The following is a 22546-nucleotide window of genomic DNA, read 5'->3' on the forward strand; positions in this document are numbered from 1 at the left end:
CATGGATGATTGGAAAAAAGACAGAATTGGCTCAGCAGTAAGAGGAAATAATCCAACAGTATTAGCAAAAATGAAGAGTGGATTTGCAGTAATTGGAGACCCACAGTTCCTTACTGGATATTGCATTTTACTTGGTTATCCAAAAGTAAATAGTTTGAATGACTTAAAGGTTGCTAATAGAGAGGATTTCCTAATTGACATGAGTTTAATAGGAGATGCTATTACCGCTGTATGTAATCCGTTAAGAGTAAATTATGATATATTGGGTAATACAGATGCTTTCCTACATGCACATATTTTCCCTCGTTATGAATGGGAAGATGAAGAACGAATAAAATACCCAGTATGGCTATATCCAAAAGAAAATTGGAGTATTGGAAAATACCAGTTTAGCGATGAAAAACATGGTGAACTAAAAATACAACTAATTATGAAACTTCAAGAATTAATGAAAAAAAATTACAAGTAATGCTAGTCCACAATCTTTATATATTCTATATTTAATCTCTATTTCAGATAATGAAGAATAGCAAAATAATGTAACATATGAAATATAAAAATAGTAATTATAATTATAATTGATAGAACAGGAGTGATTTTTTGAAAGTTATAAGCACATTTTTAGAAGAAGTAAAAATTCTTGAATATGAGTTTAATACTGATAATAGAGGACTTTCCTATCCGCTATATTGCAAAAGTGAATTGGAAAAAGAAAAAATTTACTTTAATTACATAGAGGAACGTATATATTGTTCGGTGAAGGCAGGTACACTTTATGGCATATATTTTCAAAATAACCCAAAAGCACAGGCTAAACTATTATTTTGCATTAAGGGTAGGGGAATTGATTATGCTATTGATTTACGAAAAGACTCTTCTACATATTTAAAATGGATTAGTGTGGAATTGAGTGAGGATAATCGAAAACAAATATATATTCCTAAAGGGTTCGGTCATGCGTTTATTTCACTGGAACATGATACAAGAAACGTTATGCGTTTTGATGAGTCTTTTGATTCTCGCTATTCAAGGCAAATTGCATACAATGATTCTAAAATAGGAATTATATACCCAATTGATGGTCCAATACTGGCACCCCACGACATTGATGCACCTACATTAGAAAATAGCGATTTAAATTTATAAATAGGATTATAAGCATAATGTGCACTTGTTAAATCTCAATTTGTAGAGTTTAGGTACTATAATTTTAGATTGATTTATGTCGTGTCGCAATGATGAAAAGATACGAACTACATACTATTTTATAACTCAGAGAAAATAGGAGGTGCTACATATGATAAATGATTTGATTTCTGAGTTAAATATCCGTGGTACTAATTTTATCAAGGTAGCTAATATATCAATGCTCTCGGAAAATGAAAATAGGTGATACAGCGTTGCTATTTTAATAGGACTAGTTCTAAGCCCAAATTATATTTTCCGTCTATCAAAAGAAAATATATTAGATTACTCTGAATTTTCGGAAAAGGAACATTGTGTTGATGAACTTGCGGAATGGACAGCTGATTGTATCCTTGAAAAAGGATACCAAGCCTTTGCTCAATCGGAAAGAAATCTAATTTCACATGGATTTTTTAATGAAACTACGAAAACTACGCCGCTCCCACATAAAACAATTGCCGTTTTAGCTGGAATGGGTTGGATTGGTAAAAGTATATAATGTACAATTGATTTAATAATTAGCTTTTTTCTTTCATTGCCTCATGATGGGAAGAAAAGACAAAATAAATAGAAGGTTGTGATATAAAATGGAATACATGGGAAATAAAGAATACTGGGACGAAAAATTTGTTAGCAGAAGTGATAATCCTTTAAATCCAGAAAAATCAATAGTTGAAAATATAGAATACTTTAAGAATGGAACTATTCTTGATATAGCCTGTGGAGATGGTAGAAATGCTTTGTTTTTAGCCGAGAAAGGTTTTAAAGTCACAGGGGTGGATTTTAGCAGTAGAGCACTTGAACGCTTGGAGATGTTTGCTAAAAGGTATAGGTATTCAGTAAATACACTGCAAATTGATTTAAGTACACCAAATCCTTTAAATGCCATTGGAATTTTTGATAATGTTTTAATTAATCATTATAGATTGAATAAACAACAACTTAAACATATTGAAAGCCATATAACTGATGAAGGCATTTTATTTATCTGTGGTTTTGGATATAAGCATAAAGTTGATTCTAAAATTAGAGAGGAAGATTTAATTCAGGCAACTGATTTTGAAGATATTGAAAATTCCTTTGAGTTAATTAATGATGCTGAAAATCTAGATGATAGAGGATTTTTTGTTACTTATATTTTTCGTAAGAGAAAAAGTTAAGATACTATTTTCTTATCTTAATAATAGCAGTATTTAATAATAAAGGAGATATTAGATTGTTATATGAGCCTAGATTAGCTGTGAGGGATGATGTAAATACAATAGTTGAGTTATTAAATAAAGTAACATTAAGCTTACATCAAAAAAATATAAATCAGTGGACATATCCTTGGAATTTTAAAGAAATAAATATGGATATAGAAAATAAAAATATATATGTGATAACAATAGCCAAACTGATAGTTGGAACATTTTCCATAAAAGACATGGATATTAATGCAGTGCTTCATATTAGTGAACCTAATAATTTGTATCTTTATAGAATAGCCATATTGCCAGAATATCAAGGGAAAAATATAGGACTTGAAATTATTAATTATGTTTTTAAGATTTCAAAAAATCGAGGAAAGATACTATATTTGGACTGCTATGCTGGAAATGTAAAATTAAAAGATTTTTATTCTAGATCAGGATTTGATTTTTGTGGAGATTTTCCAGAAGAAGATTACGTGGTTAGTGTTTTTAGATTTGCGTAATATTTCTATGAAATGTTTCGGAATCTTCTTATAAAAAATTTAATGTAGAAGAATTTATGGGGGCTGTAGTTTATGGATATAAATATTATCAAAGCAGAAAACAAACACCTGAATGACTGCAAAGAAGCCTTGCAGAAATCTGAATTAGGAAGAGTATATTTTGCAGAAGAAGGTAAACCAATTAAAGCTTTAAGTGAAGGAATTTCTAAAGGCGAGATTTTTATTGCCATAAATAAAAGGGGTATATGCTTAGGGTTCCTTTGGTTTATTACTAATGGTGCTTTCCACAGCTTTCCTTATTTACATATTATAGCTGTAAAAGAAGAGTTTCGTAATCTAGGAATAGGGAAGAAACTATTAAAATACTTTGAAGAAGTAACTTGTAAAACCTCTTCAAAATTATTTCTTGTAGTTGCAGAGTTTAATCCAGATGCTAAACAATTGTATCAAAGTATTGGCTATACAGAGATTGGAATCATTAAAAACTTGTATAAAAGGGGAGTAAACGAGTGCTTAATGATGAAGGAAATATAATCGTTATTATCAAAGTATTTTGAAGAATATGAACCAGACAAATATTTTGAGAATATGAAAATATTATATAAAGAAAGCAGAGGTTAGAAAGAATATATGAAGGTAAAAAAATCAGACAAGGTTTCGTTGATTACATTGTGAGGAGAATAAAATAATGATGTACAGGGTAGATATACTTTTATTTGATAAATTTGAAACATTAGATGTATTTGGTCCAGTTGAAATATTTGGGAGGTTGCCAGACGTTTTTAAATTAAATTTCATATCCTTTAATGGAGGAATTGTTGAAAGTTCTCAAAATGTAAGAGTAGATACTAATTTATATAAAAGCGAAAATGATATAGAAAAGATTTTATTTGTGCCAGGCGGTAACGGAACAAGAGAAAAAGTTAATGACAATAATTTTGTGGATTTTATAAAAAATATTTCTAATCAATCAAAATACATAATTAGTGTATGTACAGGTTCGGCTTTACTTGCTAAAACAGAAATATTAGATGGAAAAAGAGCAACAACAAATAAAAGAGCATTTAATTGGGTTATAGGGCAAGGGAAAGATGTACTGTGGGTAAGAGAAGCAAGATGGGTAAAGGATGGTAATATATATACTTCTTCTGGTGTATCCGCTGGAATAGATATGACATTAGGTTTTATAGCAGACCTAATGGGAAAAGAAAAAGCAATTGATATTAGTAAAAGTATTGAATACATCTGGAATGAAAATAGTACCTATGACCCATTTTCTAAAATGTATAAATAATTAATTCATGGTGCATTTGGTATTGGAAAAACCTCAGTGGCAAATTGCTTAGTAAAAAATATCAAAAACGGCATGATTTATGTGTTCCTTAAGATTTAATAATGGAGGTATATAAAATGAGTCTAAAAATATTAAACACTGATAGTATGAATATTGATTTTATGAAACTTATAAAACTATTAGATGATGACCTTAATAAGCGATATGGGGAAATACAAAAACAATATTTTAAGCATAATAAAGTCGATTATATAAAAGAGGTGGTAATTATTTATATAGATGGAGTACCAGTTGCTTGTGGCGCATTTAAGGAACACAACGCTGATTCCATAGAATTGAAACGAATATTTGTGAAAAAAGAGAATAGACGCCAAGGATTATCTAAATTAATAATCAACGAATTGGAAGGATTAGGAATAATGAAAGAGTATAAATATTCTCTATTAGAAACGGGAATAAAACAATATGAAGCAATTAACTTATACAAAAATATTGGATATGAGATAATAGAAAATTTTGAACCATACATGGGAAATAACAATAGTGTATGTATGAAGAAAGAGTTACAATAATTTATATTTTGTTTAGGAGGAAATATCATGGAGTTTAGAATGGAAGAAGTATTTTTGACAGAACCTTCAAAAAAATACAAGAATGAATTCTCACAAATGGTACAAGACTACCACAATCATGGAGAAATAGAAAAATTCGATATTTTAAAAGTAGCTTTGAGGAATTTTGAGAGTTACACTAAAGTTCTTATAGAGAATTCAAAGGGGATTGAATTACCAGAAGGCTGGGTTCCATGCTGTACATATTGGTTAGTTAATAATCATAAAATATTGGGAACTATTAGGGTTAGGAAAGAATTAAACTCAGAATTTCTAAAAAATATAGGAGGACATATTGGATATGATATAACTCCATCTGAGAGAAGAAAAGGATATGGTAAACTTATTTTAAAATTGGGGCTAAAGGAAGCCAGATTAATGAAATTAAGCCCTATATTAGTTACTTGTAAAACAGATAACTATGCCTCAGCTAAGATAATTGAAAAAAATGGAGGGGTTTTTGATTCTGAAATATTAGATAAGAGTAGCAATCAATTTTTTAAAAGATATTGGATTTATTAGGTAGTATAGAACCTGATCATATAGCAAAAGATGGTAAAAAATCAACAGAATAGAATGGTGCTATTTGAATTAGGCTAACAAAAAAATGTTTGCTTTTTTATGCTTAACTTACTTGTTACTCAATACTTTTTCAACCTGGCCGAGATAAATCCTATGAAATGTTGACGATTCTTTATAATATTCTTTAAACAGCTGCTGTGAATCAAAATTGTCCTTTTTCACATCCGTATGATAAACTTTTTTGCATACAAAAATTGTTTTTGCCTCTTCAAAAATAACCGTGTTTTCAAACGGGAGGGGGTGTAGCCCAGACTCAGCAACTTTATCACATTCATTGCCATGCATTCTTCCACAGATTTGCAAGGCGGGATGGTGAGGAACGTCAAAAAAAGACACCGTAAAGTAGTCATTATCCTCTAAAAATTCATAGGAATACCTGTCTGGATGAACATATACCTGAATCATTGGCTTAAGGAAAAATTTTCCACACATAACACCAGTAATAGTCATCATGTTAAATTTTTCTTCCGTTCCGGCAGTTAATAGCGCCCAATCATCAATTTTAGTAAATGGGTTAAAATCGAACTGTTTTAAAGTTATTTCCTCAAAACTCACAAAAATCACTCCCTTGTCATAAATAGATATGCAAAATTTCTGATGTAATCCAATAAGATTTTCACCAATTTATGTGTGTATAATTATACTAAATATTTTGAAAGTAGTAAAGTAGCGGTATCAGTAAAATTGGGACTAGAAGTGAATGATGTAAGTATTGGTTATAATAATATTTTAGGAGGTAAAAAGGCATGGTTAAATATGCATTAACAGCTGAGAATGTTTGTAAATCTGTAGAATTAGATAAAAACAAACTTGATATTATAAAGAACGTTAATTTTTTTGTGAAAGAAGGAGAGTACGTTGCTATAATGGGGCCCAGCGGTAGCGGTAAAAGTACGCTTCTGGGAATATTGTCATGTATAGACAAACAAACTTCAGGTAAGGTTATGATTAATAATGTAGATGTTGGTAATCTAAATAAGGATGAATTAACAGAGTTTAGAAATAACAACATAGGCATTGTATTTCAATCATTTAACCTAATTTCAGTATTAAATGCAGGGGAAAATATTGAAGTACCTTTATTCTTTTCAAAAAAACAAATTGACTGGGAAAGTAAAGTTGATGAATTAATAAACATTGTAGGCCTAAGAGATAAGAAAAAATCATTTCCAAGGCAATTATCAGGAGGAGAACAGCAGAGGATAGCCATAGCACGAGCCTTTGCAGGAGAGCCTAAAATATTATTCACTGATGAACCAACGGGGGCTTTAGACAGTGAAAATACGGAAATGGTTTTAAAAATTTTTGATAAATTCAAAAAAAAATATAACATGACTATAATAACTATAACTCATGATACGAAAGTTGCTGAAAGAGCTGATAGAATAGTATACATAAAAGATGGGGAGCTTTATGAAAGGAATTTTGAAAATGATAAATAGAAAGGAACTGTTTAAAAAATACAATCTGAAGACATGGAAGCAATCAAAGTTTCAGATTTTTTTAAGTATAACGTCTATTGCAATTGCAGTAGCAATACTGGTTTCACTTAAACTTATATTTTCATTAAATGATTCATGGTCCCTGGTTAATTCTAAAAGTATCAATGATGGTGACATTAATATAGGAACTACAAATTTCAGTATTAGCGATAAACAGCTAAATGATTTAAATAAGCTAACTAGTGATGGTAAGATTAAATATGATACAACCTATAAAATGGAGGATAAATTTACAAATGACCAAATTACAAGTCTAGTACAAGTAAAAGCAATAGACTCTAATTACAGTTATATAAATAAAAAAATCAGTAGCTATTTGAAAAAGCTAGGGAACCGTAAAGTTCTACTTAACAGGGCAGCAGCAGATAAATTTCAGCTAAAGAAAGGGGATATTATTTCTCTAGAACTTAGTGGCTTTTCTAATAGTAATAGTAAGTTTACTGTTGCGGATGTTGTAGAGAGCACAGATGTACTTGATGAAAGTGTATTGGGTGTAATTATTTTGGATAAATCTGATTTTCAATCAGATGGAATAGTAAAAGAAAATTTAGCAACAAATGTTAATGTGGTTGTTGATAAAACCAGTAACTTAGCAGATATAAAAAATAAATTGGGAAAAATATTTGGTTCAGGAGTTCATATGACTACCTATGAGGATGTTATTGAAGCAAATAGGGGTATTGAAGATAAAGAAACTAATGCTGCAGGGTTTATTCAAATGTTAGTTATTATTATAACTGGAATAGGAATCTGTTTTACGACTTTGCTACTCATATTAAAGAGAAAGAAAGATTATGTGTTATTATCCATATATGGGATGAAAGAAGACATGCTTCGAGATTTGATTTTATATGAAACCTTTAAAATTTGTGTTTATGGCATAAGTATAGGAATTTTTTTAAGCATTATAATTACAGGGGCCATAGAAAAAAATATTTTAATGGAAATGGATATACTTACAATAATAAAAGCTTCTATTCTTCCAGTGATAATGACAATAATATTTATTATTGGACAAACAATGATATTCACTATATTACCAATTACCATAAGCAAGCAAATTAAACCTAATTCCATTTTACGTCAGGAAGTTCAAAAGACTTTTTACACTAAGGATTACGGTGATCCTATATTCAAGATGATTTTACTAATGATTGTTTGGTTCTCAATTTATATTGGTTCCATAAAAACTGGAGCAATGTACATTAGTATAATGATTATTTTGATAATGGTTTTATATGGAATTGCTCTTGGCACTATTTATTTAGTTGTAAAGATAAAAACTAAAAGAGGTAAATATGTTCTGTTAGCAGTTAGAAATATTAGGCGACAACAAAATAGATTTACTGTTTGTATCGTTGCTTTAACTATGACCATAATTTTTTGTGGACTTATGATTAATATTGGGCAAAGTATACTTCCCAGCATAATTGATCAAATAGGAGGAGATTTAGGATATACATTATCTGTAAATACAAATTTTAATGAGGAAAATATAAAAAACACAGAGAAGGTATTAGGTAATAACAAATTAGTAAAAAAGTATATAAAAACTATAAATACTCCTGGAAGATTTAAAATAATACAGGGGAAAAACTTGAAGGATTTTATTAAGGATCAAAATTTTACTCCAGATAATGAAACCTATGTAAAAAATTTATTGAATAATGATATAAAATTAGAGGCCATTGATATAAGCAAAGATATGTTAAGCTATAAAACTGCAGAAGGGAGATGGTTTAGTAGCAAGGATGTTAATAAAAATTATGTTGTATTAGGTGAAAAGTTTCAGCATTGGGGCATTAATATTAATGATGAAATTGAACTGAATTTGCAGGGAACAATCTATAAGTTCAAGGTTATTGGAATATGTACAACAAGTAATTTTAGAGATAATTCAGGTATCTATATAGATATAAATGCCATTAAGAATAACACATCTATAGGTGAAAGTAATAGTAAGATTAATTATTTAATTGAAAATGGTTCTGGAAATGAAAAACAATTATATTTAGGTTTAACTAAAGAATTAAAAAATTCACTAGTAACGGATGAAAGAGAAGTTTTTAATGAGTTAAATAAATATTTAGATCAGCTTACCTATGTTTTTATATATATTGGATTTATAAGCATATTTTCAGCTCTTTGTTTAGTTGGTAATGTTTTAATGATAATAAATTATGAAAGGCTTAATGAGTTTGTAATCCTAAGCGTAGTAGGTGCAAAAAATAGAGACATTAGGAGGATTTCAATTATTGAAGGAATTATTATTGGTGGAATTTCTGGCATTGCAGGTAGTTTAATATGTGAATTGCTAGGATACATTGTAGTCACAGGTGAATTTTCAGGAAAATACACAGTGAACTTAAAAATCGATGCTATTATGACTGTGGTAGCTGTAATGCTTACAATAATAACATCTCTTATTGTAATAAACAATTTAAAAATTGAAAAATATACTGAGCTATTAAGGAATGATTGAAACCATTAAATCAAAATATACTAACCCAAAGGTGCCTACTTGTAATTATATTTTTTTATAAATATAATTACAAGTAGGCATTAAGATGTTATGCTATTATGAAACAGTGAAATAGGAGTGTGGAATTTTTGAAAAAATTATTTACAGAGTTTAGTATTAAAAATGTAAAAATGAAGAATCGTATTTGTGTTCCTCCAATGGTTGTTGGATTTACAGATGATGGATACGTTGCAAATGAAAATATAGAACGTTATAAAAAATTAGCGCAAGGTGGACCAGGACTTATAATTCAAGAGGCTACCTGTGTTAATAGTGGTGGAAAATTGTTGGGAAACCAACTCGGGATATGGGAAGATGGTCAAATTGAAGGACTAAAAAATATAGTTAATGCAGTTCACCAAGAAGGCTGTCCAATATTTATTCAAATCCATCATGCAGGAGTTGTTGGAATTTCAAAAGAGCCAATATGTCCAAGTGCCTATGAATATAAAAATTATGATGGAAGGGTTGTTGTTGGTAAGAAAATGACTATTGAAGATATAAAATCTTTGCAAAATGATTTTATAGATGCGGCAAGAAGAGCTTATAGTGCAGGATATGACGGGGTTGAACTTCATGGATGTCATGCCTATTTAATAAGCCAGTTTTTAAATAAAAAAGTAAATAAGAGAACTGATGAATATGGGGAAAATCCTGAAAAATTTGTAATAGAAATATTAGAGGGGATTAGGAAAGTAACACCAAAAGAATTTGTTGTTGGAATTCGTTTGGGAGGATTTGAACCCACAATAGAATATGGAATTCATTATGCAAAAGTATTAGAAAAAAACGGAATAGATTTTCTTGATATTTCTTATGGATTTATGAGTGAACAGGAAATGCATGTAAATGAAGATTATAAATTCACTAATGCAGTTTATGCAGCTGGAAAAATTAAAAAAGAAGTTTTAATTCCAGTATTTGCAGTTAATGGTATAAAGTCCGCAGAGATTGCGGAAGAAATATTAGATGAAACAAATGTTGACATTGTAGATATTGCTAAAGGATTTCTTATAAATAATAATTGGGCAAATGATGCTAAAAATGGCAAAGACACTGGCAAATGTTTAGATTGTGCCAAATGTATGTGGTTTGGTCAGTCTAAAGTTTGTGCAGGGAAGGTTTTATTTGAAAGAAATAATTAACCATTTACAATTAGTATTTAATTATGACATAGTGTTGTCATAATTAAGAGTTAGTATATAACTATAGAGATTACCCCCTCTTAAATATATATATATAAGCATCTGGTTAATTCCAGGTGTTTTTTTTATTCCATTTCTAACTTTCAGTAACATTAAGAATTTTATTTGCATATTATAGAGATGTATGAATAAATGAAAAACTTAATGATAAGTTGTGGGAGGACTAAATGGACTTAAATAATTTGTTAAAAAAACAGCATCAACTAGACACTATAATATTTGCTAGCTCTGGAGAAAATGGATACCCTCTAGAAAAGAATAAAATTGCACTTTTAGTTGAACTTGGAGAACTGGCAAAAGAGTGGAAAGGCTTCAAGTATTGGTCTAAGAATAAAGTTGAAGATAGAGTGAAATTAGTAGATGAATTTGTGGATTGCCTATATTTTGCACTGAGTTTAGAAAATTATTTGCAGCAAGTAAAACCACCAATAGTAGGACATATAAATAAATTCATGAAAGAAATTGATGATGATGAGTGCCATAAAAATGTATTGAAATGTTTTAAAAATGCATTTGAAAGTGCATTAAATAGATTTAGTCACACTGTGATTTTGATTAGTATAATAGATTTGGGAAGATGCCTAGATATTACCTTAGACGAAATGGAACAAGCCTATTTAGCTAAATATCTGGGAAATAAGAAAAATATTAAAAATGAAGGCCTTGAATAATTTCAAGGCTGGATCATAAAAAATCATCTTAGTGTAAACGCTTTAAATCTATAGCCTGTGCCCCAAAGAGTCTCTATATATTCTGGATTTGAAGGGTCTTTTTCAATCTTCTTCCTTATCTTTTGAATATGAACAGGAACTGTTGCTGTATCGGAATAAGCTTCACCACCCCAAATTTTTTCAAATATTTGATCTTTAGTAAAAACAATATTAGGATTTTCAGCTAAGAACACTAGTATAGAATATTCTTTGGAGGTCAGTTGTACTTCTTCTCCATTTACTTGGACTCTATGGGAGGAAGTACTTATTTCAAGGCCGCCTCGAGTTATTATTTCTTGGGTATTATTGCTAGTGCCTTTTAGTCTTTTATATCTGTTAATGTGGGATTTAATCCTTGCAGCAAGTTCTGCTGGGCTAAAAGGTTTTGTTAAGTAATCATCTGCACCAAAGTCAAGTCCTCTAATTTTATCTATATCTTCAGTTCTAGCAGAAACTATAATAATAGGAATTTCAAATTTTTTTCTAACCTCTTTAATAATTTCATTGCCATTTTTTTTTGGTAGCATTAAGTCTACAATAATCACATCGTAAATTCCTGTAAGTGCCTTTTTTAGTCCCTCTTCACCATCCTCTGCAATATCTGATTTATAACCGTTTAATTGGAGAAAATCTCTTTCTAGTTCTGCAATATTTATATCATCTTCTATTATTAAAATGTGGTCCATTTTATAAGCTCCTCTCTATGGGAATCAATATGGTGAAACATGTGCCTTTATTTTCTTCACTGGAAGCATTTATACTTCCGCCTTGGGCTTCAATTAGCTCCTTTGCTATAGCTAATCCTAGTCCTGTACTAATTAAGTCTTTGGTTCTTGCGTAATCAACTCTGTAAAACCTATTAAAAATGTGTGGAAGCTTATCTGGTGGAATACCTGGACCATTATCTTCTATAGATACACAGGCATTATTTTCTTCAACATATAAATTCACAATTATCTTCAAGTCTGTTTTGTCACCATACTTTACAGCATTTCCTATAATATTTTTTAATACTTGATATATCCTTTTTCTGTCTATATTAAAATAGTAAGTATCCCTAAGGCTATTTTCATAATGGAACACAACATTTCTACTATCCAGTTCTAATTCAAATTCCTGCATTACGTCATCCATAAAGGCTTTTAAATTAAGTTTTTCATAATTAAAGTCCAATTTTTCCATATCAAGCTTTGAAAACAAAAACAAATCATCAATAAGCTTATTAACGTAAGCTGCATTATTGTAAATGGTTTTATGATATTTATTTAATGTATCTTGAGGCATATTTTCAGCTTTCATTATAAATTCTACATATCCTTGAATGGAAGTTATTGGAGTCTTAAGATCATGAGAAATATTAGCTACTAATGCTTTTCTATTCGCCTCATACTCTATCTTTAAAATTTCTGCCTTATGTAGTTTTTCTGCCATATCATTGAAGGAATTTACTAGAATGCTAACTTCATTTCTTGCAGTGTAGTCTACCTTTATCTCATAGTTGCCTTTTGCAATTTCATCTACACCTTTTATTAATTCAGTGATAGGGGTTAATACCCTCTTTTCCAAAGTCCCAAGGTACAGTAACTCAATAATACCTGCAGCACTGATTATCACTGCAAAAATTATACTCATAGACTTTACACCAAAGTATCCAAAGATTAAATACCAGATTAGGACATTGAAGATAATAAAAAAAACACGGGAATACTTTAAATGTCTGGTATATCTTTTGAACTCATTGTTTTCTTCAAAAAATTCTTTCATTTTTTCGTTAAAGGCTATGTGAAATTTCGTATTTTCAGCATGCTTCTTTTCCCTATTTTTTAAAAACTCTGTAAATTTAGATCTAAATTTTTTTTGCATATTTCAACTCCTATCACGTCTTTATGTTCATTATATATCTATTTTATATTATAATTTTAAAATTTGCTTAAAGTATTTATAAAACTTATTTAATTTCTTTATAAAATCTTTATAATTACGTTAAAGTTATTTTAAAATGCTGATTTATACTAAGTACATAAACAAATAAGGAGGACACAAAAATGCCAAATATAATTGAAGTTAAAAATTTCACCCAAAAATATGGAGATTTTGTTGCAGTAGATAATATTTCATTTGATGTAGAACAAGGAGGCGTTTTTGCTTTTCTTGGGCCCAATGGAGCAGGTAAAAGTACTACTATAAACACTCTTTGTACCATTATTAATAAAACAAGTGGAGAGTTAAAGATTAATGGTTATGATGTTTCTGACAATAAAGATAAAGTAAGACGGGATATTGGAATAGTTTTTCAAGACTCTACTTTGGATGGTAAGTTAACTATAGAGGAAAATCTAAAATTTCACTGCGAAATTTACAAGGTACCTAAAGATGAAATTAAGGAGAGATTGGATTTTGTGCTTGAACTGGTAGACTTAGAAGATTGGAGAAAAGCTGCAGTTAACAGTCTTTCTGGTGGAATGAAAAGAAGAGTTGAAATAGCAAAAGGACTTATTCACTATCCTAAGGTTTTATTTCTAGATGAGCCTACCACAGGTCTTGATCCACAGACAAGGGCTAAAATATGGGATTATATTTATAAGCTTCAAAAACAAAAGAATATTACTATATTTCTTACTACACATTATATGGATGAAGCAGAGGCCTGCGATAAAGTGGTTATTATGGATCATGGAAAAATAGTTGCTTGTGATACACCTTATAATTTAAAAAATAAGTATACCTCTAGGATGACAAAATTAATGGTAGAGGACGAGGAAGTGCTAGGAAAATATCTTAAAGAAAATTCCATTAAATATGAATTATCAGAAAGTATGTTTACCATTTATTCTAATGAACTTAATATGATTTTTGATTTAGTATCAAAGTTTAAGGACACAATTAAAGATTTTCAGACTAATAATGGTACTTTGAATGATGTATTTTTATCGATAACAGGAAAGGAGATAAGATCATAATGAGAGCAATTGTTGCTATATTAAAACGAAATTTAACTAATTTTACAAGGGATAAACTAAGGCTAATATTTTCAATTTTTATGTCGGTTTTTCTTCTGTTCATATTTTCTTTTGTTATGAAGGGTGCAGCTAAAGGAATAGAGAACCCTCTAAACTATCTTATTTCAGGAATAATAATTATGACAGTGTTCCAAACAGCCTTAAGTAATTCTTCAAATATTCTAGAAGATATTTCTATGGGTGTGATGAAGGAAGTACTTGTTTCACCAATAGCAAGGTGGCAAATATCCATAGGACAAGTACTTTCTTCAACTATAATAGCTGTAGCGCAGAGCCTTATTATGATTGTTATTGGACTATTTATGGGACTTAGTATAAATGTTATTCAGTTTTTACAAATGCTAGGTGTAATGGTGGCAGTAGGAGCAACATTCAGTTCTCTTGGGTTATACGTAGCCACACTTGCTAAAAGCTCTACCACATTTCAAATCATGATTAATGTTGTAATTTTGCCTTTTACCTTTTTATCGGGTGCCTATATTCCAACAACCACAATGCCCAAAATACTGCTTCCATTTGTATATATAAATCCATTGACATACACCACAGCAATTTTCAGATATATAACTTTAAAAATGGGAAATATGTCCTCGGGTGCATTAGTAAAAGCTGGTGTAGCATTTAATGTGGATGGATTCATCATAATGCCATATATGGGGTTAATAATAATATTAACAATGGGGTTATTATTTTTTATCCTTTGTGTAAGAAGGTTTAACACCGCAGATTTTTCAAATGTAAAAGTGTTTAATCCTAATGATAAATAAATTTGGAGTAGTAAGTAACTAAAGTCTTAGAAATAAGACTTTTTTATTTTCACTAAATATGGCATCATAATGTAATTGTCCATTGTAATAAAAAATTCAAAATATTATAATAATTAAGAGTGGGTTTACAATAAAGCAACTTTATGAATAGTTCGGTTGGACAAATAAAAAACTTCTAGAGAATTTTACTGTTTACCCAAGCTAATAGATAAATTCAGGAGGTGTAATATGGAGACAAAAAATTATTTTCCAAAGAATTTTTTGTGGGGAGGAGCAATAGCTGCTAACCAAGCTGAAGGTGCTTTTAATGAAGATGGCAAAGGAATAACTTTAAGTGATGTTACAAGAGGGGGACTTTCTAAAGGCGTTTCTGATGATAAGATAATTGAGGGAAGATACTATCCATATCACCAGGCAATAGATTTTTACCATAAATACAAAGAAGATACTAAGTTATTTGGTGAGATGGGTTTTAAGATTTTTAGAACGTCTATAGCTTGGGCTAGAATTTTTCCAAAGGGCGATGAATCAGAGCCAAATGAAGCAGGATTAAAATACTACGATAACTTATTTGATGAGTTGATAAAAAATGGTATGGAGCCAATGGTAACAATATCCCACTATGAAACCCCACTTTATTTAATAGATGAGTATGGTGGATGGGAAAATAGAAAATTAATTAAATTTTTCAGTAAATATTGTGAGATAATACTAAAAAGATATAAAAATAAGGTTAAATATTGGATGACATTTAATGAAATAAATAATTTACATACCATTCCATATGCAGCTGGAGCAATTAAAATAAAAAGTGAGGCAACTAAACTGCAACAAATTTATTCTGCAAGTCATAATATGTTTGTTGCAAATGCACATGCAGTGAAACTTTGCAAAGAAATAATACCGGATGCAATAATGGGATGTATGTTGTCTTTAAGCGTAGTATATCCGGCAACTTGTAACCCGGATGATGTATTTGAAGCTTATGAACTTAGACGTAGATCGCTTTTTTACTCAGATGTAATGATAAGAGGAGAATACCCTGCTTATGTTAAAAGAATCTGGGATGAACATAACATAAATATAAATATAAATATCCATGAAGGCGATTTAGAATTAATAAAAAAATATACTTCTGAATATTTGGCATTTAGCTATTATAGAAGTTCTCTTCATAAGGCAGGAAGTCCTATTTTAGGCAATACTGGTGGTATAATAGGACAAGATAATCCTTATCTAGTCAAAACACAATGGGGCTGGCCAATAGATGCAAAGGGATTAAGATATGTATGTAATGAGCTTTATGATAGATATCAAAAACCATTATTTATAGTTGAAAACGGTTATGGTGGAACAGATGAAATATCAGGAGATGGTAAAATTCATGATAATGCTAGAATTGATTATTTGAATAAACATATTGTTCAAATAAACGAAGCCTTACATGATGGCTGTAATATACTAGGATACACTTGGTGGGGACCAATTGATATAGTAAGTGCGGGAACTGGTGAGATGCGTAAAAGATATGGGTTTATTTATGTGGACAAAGACAATGAAGGAAAAGGAACTTTAAAACGAATTAAAAAAGATAGTTTTGAGTGGTATAAAAAGGTTATTGGGAGTAATGGAGAGGTGGCACTCAGCATAGATGAAAAATGATAATCAAAATAAGATTAAGTTTGATATAAGCCCCGCAATTGTTGCACCAATTATATCGGATATCATATCAAAGTTTGTGTCTTTAAGACCATGTTGATTTTTTGAATTACTAGTCGTATCTAAAATAAATTCAAATACTTCAAATATACAGCCTAAGGATATGCCTATGGTTGTCACAAAAGTGGATACGTAAAATTGTGAATTCATTGAATGTATAGTTAGTTTATCTAATATAGAATAAAAGAAAAGTGAGAGAGCCAATGAACCAAAAGCATGTAAAAAGCGATCGAAGTATTTAGAACTAGTATAAACATTTAAATATTCACCAATAAGGCTATGACCAATAAAGGTGATTATAACTAAAAGTATTACTAGAGGATTAACATAAAACTTAAATTTATTTTGCATTACTAAAAAAATTATATAAAAAATATAAATTATCATGTCTTCAATAAAAAATGCGTATTTTCTCTTGAGCAATACACCAGTGCAGATAAATAAAGTAATAATGGAAAATATAATAGTCATAAGTGTTATTAGTTCGTTATATGTCATAAAATACCTCACTAGAAATTTGTTTATAACTATTATTTGCTTATTAAACGGAATCTATTCTATTTAAAAGTAATTAAAAAACATAGCCTAAGGTATAAAAACCCTTAGGCTATGTTTTTTAATATAAAATGTTAACTGTTAATTCAACAATAATTAGAATTGTTGAATTATTAAAGGTAAATAAAAAAACTTGACCAATATAGTCAAAAATGCTAACATAAAATCATTGACCAAGATAGTCAATGATTTTATGTTAGCATTTTTAACGAAGGGTGGTAAGTTTTATATTTTCTAAATTTTTTAAATTAATACCTGAAAAACGGTTACGTATTTTGAATTCAGCTATGAAGGAATTTTCACAAAAAGGTTTTAAGAACGCATCAACGGATGTGATTGTGAATAATGCTTCTATTTCTAAAGGAGCTTTATTTTACTATTTCAAGAATAAAAAGGAATTATTTTTATTCTTGTATGATTACGCTATAAATATTATTAAAAATGAAATCTTAATGAAATTTAATGATGATGAAAAAGATATTTTTGCCAGAAGACTCCAGGCAAGTATGCTTAAAATTGAAATATTGAATAAGTATCCTGAAATATACCAATTCACAACAGTTGCATATATGGAAGACTCTGCTGAGGTGAAAAGTGAACTGGAGATTAGAAATAGGGAGATAATTGCAATTGGTAAAGGGTTTTTAAATGAAGGAATTGACACTTCAAAATTCAAGGAAGATATAGATATTAATAGTGCAATTGACATTATAACATGGACTATTGATGGTTTTACAAATAAACAAATGGAAAAAATAAAGAATATCCCATTTGAGAAAATAAATCTTAATGAATTGTTAGAACAAATGAATACTTATCTAGAAATGTTGAAAAAAAGTTTCTATAAATAACTTTAAATTACCTTGAAGGAGGAATCTTTGTCGTGAATACTATTGAAATTAAACAATTGACCAAAGATTACGGAAATAAAAGGGGGGTATTTGACTTAGATCTTTCAATAAAAAAGGGTGAGGTATTTGGATTTTTAGGACCCAATGGGGCCGGAAAGACTACCACAATAAGACATCTTATGGGGTTTACTCATCCTGAAAAAGGTGAATGTTATATTAATGGCTTGGACTGTAGCACGCAAAGCCATATAATTCAGAAAAGTCTTGGATACCTTCCAGGGGAAATTGCGTTTATGGATGATATGGGTGGTCTTGAATTTATAAAATTTATTGCACAAATGAAAGGTATCAAAGATTTCAGCCGGGCTGAGGAAATAATTGATATGTTTAAATTAGACCCAAATGGTAAAATTAAAAAAATGTCTAAGGGCATGAAGCAAAAGATTGGAATCGTATGTGCCTTTATGCATAATCCGGATATTCTAATTCTTGATGAACCTACAAGTGGGCTTGACCCATTGATGCAAAATAAATTTCTCGAACTTATATTATTAGAAAAAGAAAAAGGTAAAACAATATTTATGTCATCTCATAATTTTGAAGAGATTGAACGAAGCTGTGACCGCACAGCCATTATCAAAGAAGGTCATTTAGTTGCTGTTGAAGATATGGAAACACTGTCCCAATCAAAAAGTAAATTTTATATTATCACTTTTTTAACAGAAAAAATGGTTTCAAGCTTTGCTAAAGAGGGATTTGAAGTAAAAAAAATTAAGGAAAATCAGGTAACAGTATATATTAAGGGTAATATAATGCCGCTAATACGAGCTCTGAATAAATATGAAGTTAGCAATCTTGATGTGAAGACCCAGACTCTTGAAGAGTTATTTATGCATTATTACGGAGGTGAAAAAAATGTTTAGTTTGACTCTATTTAAGCGTGAAATGAAATCTAATAATAAGCTACTCATAATATTTATTTATATATTAACCCTATATACTGTGATGATTGTATACATGTTTAACCCTGATAGCAGCAAATCTTTTGATGCAATAATTAAATTAATGCCAGGTTTAATGAAGGCTGCTGGTTTTGTTTCTGGTGGAGGTACCCTTATTGGATCTATAGCAACGGGGTTATATGGCATGATAGTTTTAATGTTCCCAATGGCATTTTCTATTATTCTTGGAAATAAACTAGTAGCAGGGTATGTGGATCGTGGATCAATGGCATGCCTTTTAGCTACTCCAAATAAAAGGGTAAAGATTGCATTAACACAGGCCTTATGTTTGTGGGTAAGTATTGGTATTCTAATTATTTATGTAACAGTTGCAATAATAATTGCCAGTGCAATAATGCATCCAGGATTGCTTGACATTGGTAAGTTAATACTGATAAATGTGGTTGTATATTTTCTTCATATAGCCATAAGTGGGATATGCTTTTTTGCATCATGTATAAGTAATGACACTAAGCGTTCATTTACTATAGGTGCGGGTATACCTGTTGCTTTTTTCCTAATACAGATGCTATCAAATATGGGTGGAAATCTAAAAAATCTGAAATATTTCACAATATTCACTCTGTTTAATGCAAATGATATTATTGCTGGAAAGAATGTAGTTTTTCCTATATTAATATTAGTAGCAGTGGCAATCGTTTTGTATGGTTTGGCTATACTTATATTTTCTAGAAGAGATTTACCATTGTAAAGTGAATATAGAGTATAACTTAGAAAAGGACGCAGGATTTGATACGTCCTTTCAGTGATATATTATGCATATTTTATTTGTTTGGTTTGAAAGTTGTACAGGCAGTATCATCACTAGTATGTGGAGTTTTACCTGTCATTGGGTTAACTTCTAGAGCACTGGCATTACAGCAGCTATCCTTCCAATAGTCGCAACAATCAACACTGCATTTAACTTCCAATTTAGGTGAATTCATAATAGGTTACCTTCTTTCATTTATATTTTTCACATCACTTAGTATGTCATAAAAAATAAATATTATACAAATAAAAAGAACGTACTTTGGGTACGTTCTTAAACGAAGTGGATATCTTGATATAGGATATATTATAATTATTGACAAGCCATAATTGGAATATTCATCTTAAAATTATTTATTTATAATATCAGAAAAATTCTTTTTGGACCATGCTTCGATTATTTTTAAGGCGGGAACCAATTCCTGTCCTTTTTGCGTTAATGAATATTCAACCTTTGGTGGGACTTCTGGGAATATATGTTTAGTTATTATTTCATCAATTTCAAGTTGCTTTAAGGATTCACTTAATACTTTTTGACTTACACCAGAAGTAATCCTTTGTAATTCTAAGAATCGCTTTGGACCTTCAGACAAGTGGCATAACATTACTGCTTTCCATTTACCACGTATAGTTTCAAAACCCAAATCTAAAGGGCATATATACGATTTGCCATTATATTCTATCAAAATATTATCACCTACCTTAGCATAAGCCCATTTCCTACTTTAAAGTAGGTTATCTAACTTTAAAGTGCCTACTTACTCAGAAGTATTAAGTTGAGTATACTATATTTAGTGCCCAGAGGTAAAGGCATTTAATTCAAATATGCTGCATTAATAAAATATAAAGTGAGGTAAAATATATGAAAGTAGTTGCATTTAACGGAAGTCCAAATAAAGAAGGAAACACATTCCATGGCATAAAAATGGTTGCCGAGGAACTACAAAAAGAAGGTATAGAAGTAGAAATTGTTCATGTGGGTAATAAGGCAATAAGGGGATGTCTTGCCTGTAATGGTTGTGTAAGAAATCAAAATGAAAAATGTGTGATTAAGGATGAAGTAAATGAATGGATTCAAAAAATGAAACAAGCAGATGGTATAATATTAGCCTCACCTGTTCATTATGCATCAATAGGTGGAACAATGAAATCATTTTTAGACAGAGCATTTTATGTTACAAGCGTAAACAAATCCATGCTAAGACATAAGGTTGGAGCTTCAGTTGTTGCTGTTAGACGTGCTGGAGGTGTTCCGACTTTTGATCAATTGAATAATTATATTAATTATTCAGAGATGCTTATGCCAAGTTCAAACTATTGGAATGTAATAAATGGAACAGCTCCAGGTGAAGTTAAGCAAGATGAAGAAGGTAAACAGATTATGAGAGTCCTTGGTAAAAACATGGCATGGCTTATGAAATTAGTTGAAAACGGAAAAGGTAAGGTTGAAGAACCTGAAAATGAAGATAAAATATTCTATAACTTTATTAGATAAGATACAAAAAAAGAAAAATGAAATTGAAAGAGCAATGGAAAAAGGATTATTTCCCAATAATGTAGAATAAAGTATTTAAAATACAATATTGGGGGATGCTAATATGATATATGGGAATAGATTACCTGATAATTATGCAAATTCTAAAGAGGTTTCAGCAAAACCAATAAGAATACATTTTAATCAAGGTGATAGTTTAATTATTGACGTAAAAGAAATTAATGATATTTTAGAGTGGCTTAATAGTGACGACAAAAGCTATTATAAGTTTCAAGATGCAAGAAATGAAAATAGAACCTTGTATATACAAAAAAATTCTATTAAGTATATTGAACAATTTACTGGTTAAATATTTAAGCAGTAAAAAAAGCACATCTTTTTGTAAGAGTGCTTTTTTTTATGTAAAATTATTGAGAGTTATTACTATAAATTATTCCATATAATGCAAGCACATATGTAATCCATATTATAATTTCGGAATTAGATACAATAGTTGTCTGGGTCACAGCTATTAAACTATCTGATAGAAAAAATATAAAAGCTCCTAGGGCAGTTTTTATGTATTTTTTACCATTAATATATAAGGATACTGCCACTGAGGCCATAGTTCCTATAATCAATCCATATATTAAGCTGGCAAAACTGAATAATTCACCACTAGGTGTATTCCTTAAAAATATATTCCATAGGATTAAAAAATATAAGTAATATATTATTGTAGCAACGCAAAATCCAAAGTTCATAACTTTACCGTTGTTATCATGAATGGTATTTACATAAGCTATTATGAATAATATATGAGCAATTGCAAACGCGCCCATGCCAATCATGGTTCCACCTGGAATGAATTTAGATAATAGCATATCTCCTGTAAAACAAAATACTACAGCTATTGATACAAATCTGTTATATGTGTTTTTCTTTTCTAGCCATATGTATAATGCAGTTAAAAGGTATATAAAACTAATAGATACTGCAGTATATCTATTAAGGTCCTTAAAATTATCAATAATCATACCAATTAAGAAAAGGACTGTTTGAAACAATAGCACCCATTTTAA

Annotated in this window: 27 protein-coding genes; 20 read left to right on the top strand and 7 right to left on the bottom strand. The window is 29.9% G+C overall.

Features of this window, described 5'->3' with window-relative positions; genetic code table 11:
* Position 1: 1 nt before the first annotated feature.
* The 8 genes from BR66_RS0100240 to BR66_RS0100280 all read left to right on the top strand — a co-directional run bounded on the left by BR66_RS0100240 (position 2) and on the right by BR66_RS0100280 (position 5308).
* Positions 2-469: an HIT family protein gene (locus BR66_RS0100240; protein ID WP_035795093.1), complete on the top strand. Its 468-nt coding sequence runs from the start codon at positions 2-4 to the stop codon at positions 467-469.
* A gap of 131 nt (positions 470-600) precedes the next feature.
* Entirely contained in the window at positions 601-1146 is a 546-nt protein-coding gene (locus BR66_RS0100245; protein ID WP_026881112.1) for a dTDP-4-dehydrorhamnose 3,5-epimerase family protein, read from the top strand.
* A 626-nt stretch (positions 1147-1772) separates the two neighbouring features.
* Positions 1773-2345 carry a class I SAM-dependent methyltransferase gene (locus BR66_RS0100255; RefSeq protein ID WP_026881113.1) on the top strand — a complete coding sequence of 191 codons (573 nt, stop codon included), beginning with the start codon at positions 1773-1775 and terminating at the stop codon, positions 2343-2345.
* Between the two features lie 56 nt (positions 2346-2401).
* The gene (locus BR66_RS24630) at positions 2402-2881 is read left to right on the top strand and encodes a GNAT family N-acetyltransferase (RefSeq protein ID WP_051624031.1); all 480 of its coding nucleotides are present in this window, start codon (positions 2402-2404) and stop codon (positions 2879-2881) included.
* A gap of 72 nt (positions 2882-2953) precedes the next feature.
* Positions 2954-3415 (top strand): GNAT family N-acetyltransferase, encoded by a 462-nt coding sequence (locus tag BR66_RS0100265; RefSeq protein ID WP_026881114.1) that lies wholly within the window; start codon positions 2954-2956, stop codon positions 3413-3415.
* 154 nt (positions 3416-3569) lie between these two features.
* The gene (locus BR66_RS0100270) at positions 3570-4175 is read left to right on the top strand and encodes a DJ-1/PfpI family protein (RefSeq protein ID WP_035795095.1); all 606 of its coding nucleotides are present in this window, start codon (positions 3570-3572) and stop codon (positions 4173-4175) included.
* Between the two features lie 116 nt (positions 4176-4291).
* On the top strand, positions 4292-4747 hold the full coding sequence (locus BR66_RS0100275; RefSeq protein WP_026881116.1) for a GNAT family N-acetyltransferase: 456 nt from the start codon (positions 4292-4294) through the stop codon (positions 4745-4747).
* Between the two features lie 27 nt (positions 4748-4774).
* Positions 4775-5308 (top strand): GNAT family N-acetyltransferase, encoded by a 534-nt coding sequence (locus tag BR66_RS0100280; protein WP_242841082.1) that lies wholly within the window; start codon positions 4775-4777, stop codon positions 5306-5308.
* Between the two features lie 108 nt (positions 5309-5416).
* Here the strand turns inward: BR66_RS0100280 and BR66_RS0100285 are convergent, their stop codons facing one another.
* Positions 5417-5923, bottom strand: a complete 507-nt coding sequence (locus BR66_RS0100285) for a flavin reductase family protein (RefSeq protein WP_026881118.1) — start codon at positions 5921-5923, stop codon at positions 5417-5419.
* A 191-nt stretch (positions 5924-6114) separates the two neighbouring features.
* Between BR66_RS0100285 and BR66_RS0100290 the strand changes: the two genes are divergently transcribed.
* From BR66_RS0100290 to BR66_RS24635, 4 genes are all read left to right on the top strand, one after another.
* Positions 6115-6810 carry an ABC transporter ATP-binding protein gene (locus BR66_RS0100290; RefSeq protein ID WP_026881119.1) on the top strand — a complete coding sequence of 232 codons (696 nt, stop codon included), beginning with the start codon at positions 6115-6117 and terminating at the stop codon, positions 6808-6810.
* A complete protein-coding gene (locus BR66_RS0100295) occupies positions 6782-9352 on the top strand; it encodes an FtsX-like permease family protein (RefSeq protein ID WP_026881120.1) in 2571 nt (856 codons plus the stop codon). Before BR66_RS0100290 ends, BR66_RS0100295 begins: the two co-directional genes overlap by 29 nt.
* Positions 9353-9480: 128 nt before the next feature.
* On the top strand, positions 9481-10536 hold the full coding sequence (locus BR66_RS0100300; RefSeq protein ID WP_026881121.1) for an NADH:flavin oxidoreductase: 1056 nt from the start codon (positions 9481-9483) through the stop codon (positions 10534-10536).
* Positions 10537-10763: 227 nt separating this feature from the next.
* Positions 10764-11267, top strand: coding sequence for a dUTP diphosphatase (locus tag BR66_RS24635; protein WP_051624032.1), 504 nt, complete (start codon positions 10764-10766; stop codon positions 11265-11267).
* 23 nt (positions 11268-11290) lie between these two features.
* Here BR66_RS24635 and BR66_RS0100310 read toward each other — a convergent pair whose 3' ends face one another.
* Both BR66_RS0100310 and BR66_RS22725 read right to left on the bottom strand, forming a co-directional pair.
* Positions 11291-11992 (bottom strand): response regulator transcription factor, encoded by a 702-nt coding sequence (locus BR66_RS0100310; protein ID WP_026881122.1) that lies wholly within the window; start codon positions 11990-11992, stop codon positions 11291-11293.
* Position 11993: 1 nt separating this feature from the next.
* Positions 11994-13169: a sensor histidine kinase gene (locus tag BR66_RS22725; protein ID WP_035795097.1), complete on the bottom strand. Its 1176-nt coding sequence runs from the start codon at positions 13167-13169 to the stop codon at positions 11994-11996.
* Between the two features lie 182 nt (positions 13170-13351).
* Here BR66_RS22725 and BR66_RS0100320 point away from each other — a divergent pair, with 182 nt between their 5' ends.
* From BR66_RS0100320 to BR66_RS0100330, 3 genes are all read left to right on the top strand, one after another.
* Entirely contained in the window at positions 13352-14266 is a 915-nt protein-coding gene (locus tag BR66_RS0100320; RefSeq protein ID WP_026881123.1) for a daunorubicin resistance protein DrrA family ABC transporter ATP-binding protein, read from the top strand.
* Positions 14266-15093 carry an ABC transporter permease gene (locus BR66_RS0100325; protein WP_026881124.1) on the top strand — a complete coding sequence of 276 codons (828 nt, stop codon included), beginning with the start codon at positions 14266-14268 and terminating at the stop codon, positions 15091-15093. Before BR66_RS0100320 ends, BR66_RS0100325 begins: the two co-directional genes overlap by 1 nt.
* 228 nt (positions 15094-15321) lie before the next feature.
* A complete protein-coding gene (locus tag BR66_RS0100330) occupies positions 15322-16755 on the top strand; it encodes a glycoside hydrolase family 1 protein (protein WP_026881125.1) in 1434 nt (477 codons plus the stop codon).
* A gap of 3 nt (positions 16756-16758) precedes the next feature.
* On the opposite strand, the gene BR66_RS0100335 is transcribed toward BR66_RS0100330, so the two are convergent.
* The gene (locus BR66_RS0100335) at positions 16759-17310 is read right to left on the bottom strand and encodes a DUF2238 domain-containing protein (RefSeq protein ID WP_026881126.1); all 552 of its coding nucleotides are present in this window, start codon (positions 17308-17310) and stop codon (positions 16759-16761) included.
* A gap of 332 nt (positions 17311-17642) precedes the next feature.
* On the opposite strand from BR66_RS0100335, the gene BR66_RS0100340 reads away from it, so the two are divergent.
* From BR66_RS0100340 to BR66_RS0100350, 3 genes are read left to right on the top strand one after another with little or no spacing between them, the layout of a single operon-like run.
* Positions 17643-18218, top strand: a complete 576-nt coding sequence (locus tag BR66_RS0100340) for a TetR/AcrR family transcriptional regulator (RefSeq protein ID WP_207641209.1) — start codon at positions 17643-17645, stop codon at positions 18216-18218.
* Between the two features lie 32 nt (positions 18219-18250).
* Positions 18251-19141 carry an ABC transporter ATP-binding protein gene (locus tag BR66_RS0100345; RefSeq protein ID WP_026881128.1) on the top strand — a complete coding sequence of 297 codons (891 nt, stop codon included), beginning with the start codon at positions 18251-18253 and terminating at the stop codon, positions 19139-19141.
* A complete protein-coding gene (locus BR66_RS0100350; protein ID WP_026881129.1) occupies positions 19134-19931 on the top strand; it encodes an ABC transporter permease subunit in 798 nt (265 codons plus the stop codon). Before BR66_RS0100345 ends, BR66_RS0100350 begins: the two co-directional genes overlap by 8 nt.
* A 73-nt stretch (positions 19932-20004) precedes the next feature.
* Here BR66_RS0100350 and BR66_RS25035 read toward each other — a convergent pair whose 3' ends face one another.
* Positions 20005-20166 (bottom strand): DUF1540 domain-containing protein, encoded by a 162-nt coding sequence (locus BR66_RS25035; protein WP_084156229.1) that lies wholly within the window; start codon positions 20164-20166, stop codon positions 20005-20007.
* A 174-nt stretch (positions 20167-20340) separates the two neighbouring features.
* A complete protein-coding gene (locus BR66_RS0100360) occupies positions 20341-20676 on the bottom strand; it encodes a winged helix-turn-helix transcriptional regulator (RefSeq protein ID WP_026881130.1) in 336 nt (111 codons plus the stop codon).
* A gap of 176 nt (positions 20677-20852) precedes the next feature.
* Here BR66_RS0100360 and BR66_RS0100365 point away from each other — a divergent pair, with 176 nt between their 5' ends.
* Entirely contained in the window at positions 20853-21485 is a 633-nt protein-coding gene (locus tag BR66_RS0100365; RefSeq protein WP_026881131.1) for a flavodoxin family protein, read from the top strand.
* A 103-nt stretch (positions 21486-21588) separates the two neighbouring features.
* Positions 21589-21834: a hypothetical protein gene (locus tag BR66_RS0100375; RefSeq protein ID WP_026881132.1), complete on the top strand. Its 246-nt coding sequence runs from the start codon at positions 21589-21591 to the stop codon at positions 21832-21834.
* Between the two features lie 58 nt (positions 21835-21892).
* On the opposite strand, the gene BR66_RS0100380 is transcribed toward BR66_RS0100375, so the two are convergent.
* A complete protein-coding gene (locus BR66_RS0100380; RefSeq protein ID WP_156946197.1) occupies positions 21893-22531 on the bottom strand; it encodes a lysoplasmalogenase in 639 nt (212 codons plus the stop codon).
* Positions 22532-22546 lie beyond the last annotated feature (15 nt).

Source organism: Clostridium akagii DSM 12554 (assembly GCF_000686725.1).
GTDB classification, from domain to species: domain Bacteria; phylum Bacillota; class Clostridia; order Clostridiales; family Clostridiaceae; genus Clostridium_I; species Clostridium_I akagii.

Coding starts and splice junctions, on each gene's coding strand:
- BR66_RS0100240 (WP_035795093.1), top strand. CDS start 2: ATGGATGATTGGAAAAAAGACAGAATTGGCTCAGCAGTAAGAGGAAAT.
- BR66_RS0100255 (WP_026881113.1), top strand. CDS start 1,773: ATGGAATACATGGGAAATAAAGAATACTGGGACGAAAAATTTGTTAGC.
- BR66_RS0100265 (WP_026881114.1), top strand. CDS start 2,954: ATGGATATAAATATTATCAAAGCAGAAAACAAACACCTGAATGACTGC.
- BR66_RS0100270 (WP_035795095.1), top strand. CDS start 3,570: ATGATGTACAGGGTAGATATACTTTTATTTGATAAATTTGAAACATTA.
- BR66_RS0100275 (WP_026881116.1), top strand. CDS start 4,292: ATGAGTCTAAAAATATTAAACACTGATAGTATGAATATTGATTTTATG.
- BR66_RS0100280 (WP_242841082.1), top strand. CDS start 4,775: ATGGAGTTTAGAATGGAAGAAGTATTTTTGACAGAACCTTCAAAAAAA.
- BR66_RS0100290 (WP_026881119.1), top strand. CDS start 6,115: ATGGTTAAATATGCATTAACAGCTGAGAATGTTTGTAAATCTGTAGAA.
- BR66_RS0100295 (WP_026881120.1), top strand. CDS start 6,782: ATGAAAGGAATTTTGAAAATGATAAATAGAAAGGAACTGTTTAAAAAA.
- BR66_RS24635 (WP_051624032.1), top strand. CDS start 10,764: ATGGACTTAAATAATTTGTTAAAAAAACAGCATCAACTAGACACTATA.
- BR66_RS0100310 (WP_026881122.1), bottom strand. CDS start 11,992: ATGGACCACATTTTAATAATAGAAGATGATATAAATATTGCAGAACTA.
- BR66_RS22725 (WP_035795097.1), bottom strand. CDS start 13,169: ATGCAAAAAAAATTTAGATCTAAATTTACAGAGTTTTTAAAAAATAGG.
- BR66_RS0100320 (WP_026881123.1), top strand. CDS start 13,352: ATGCCAAATATAATTGAAGTTAAAAATTTCACCCAAAAATATGGAGAT.
- BR66_RS0100325 (WP_026881124.1), top strand. CDS start 14,266: ATGAGAGCAATTGTTGCTATATTAAAACGAAATTTAACTAATTTTACA.
- BR66_RS0100330 (WP_026881125.1), top strand. CDS start 15,322: ATGGAGACAAAAAATTATTTTCCAAAGAATTTTTTGTGGGGAGGAGCA.
- BR66_RS0100335 (WP_026881126.1), bottom strand. CDS start 17,310: ATGACATATAACGAACTAATAACACTTATGACTATTATATTTTCCATT.
- BR66_RS0100350 (WP_026881129.1), top strand. CDS start 19,134: ATGTTTAGTTTGACTCTATTTAAGCGTGAAATGAAATCTAATAATAAG.
- BR66_RS25035 (WP_084156229.1), bottom strand. CDS start 20,166: ATGAATTCACCTAAATTGGAAGTTAAATGCAGTGTTGATTGTTGCGAC.
- BR66_RS0100365 (WP_026881131.1), top strand. CDS start 20,853: ATGAAAGTAGTTGCATTTAACGGAAGTCCAAATAAAGAAGGAAACACA.
- BR66_RS0100375 (WP_026881132.1), top strand. CDS start 21,589: ATGATATATGGGAATAGATTACCTGATAATTATGCAAATTCTAAAGAG.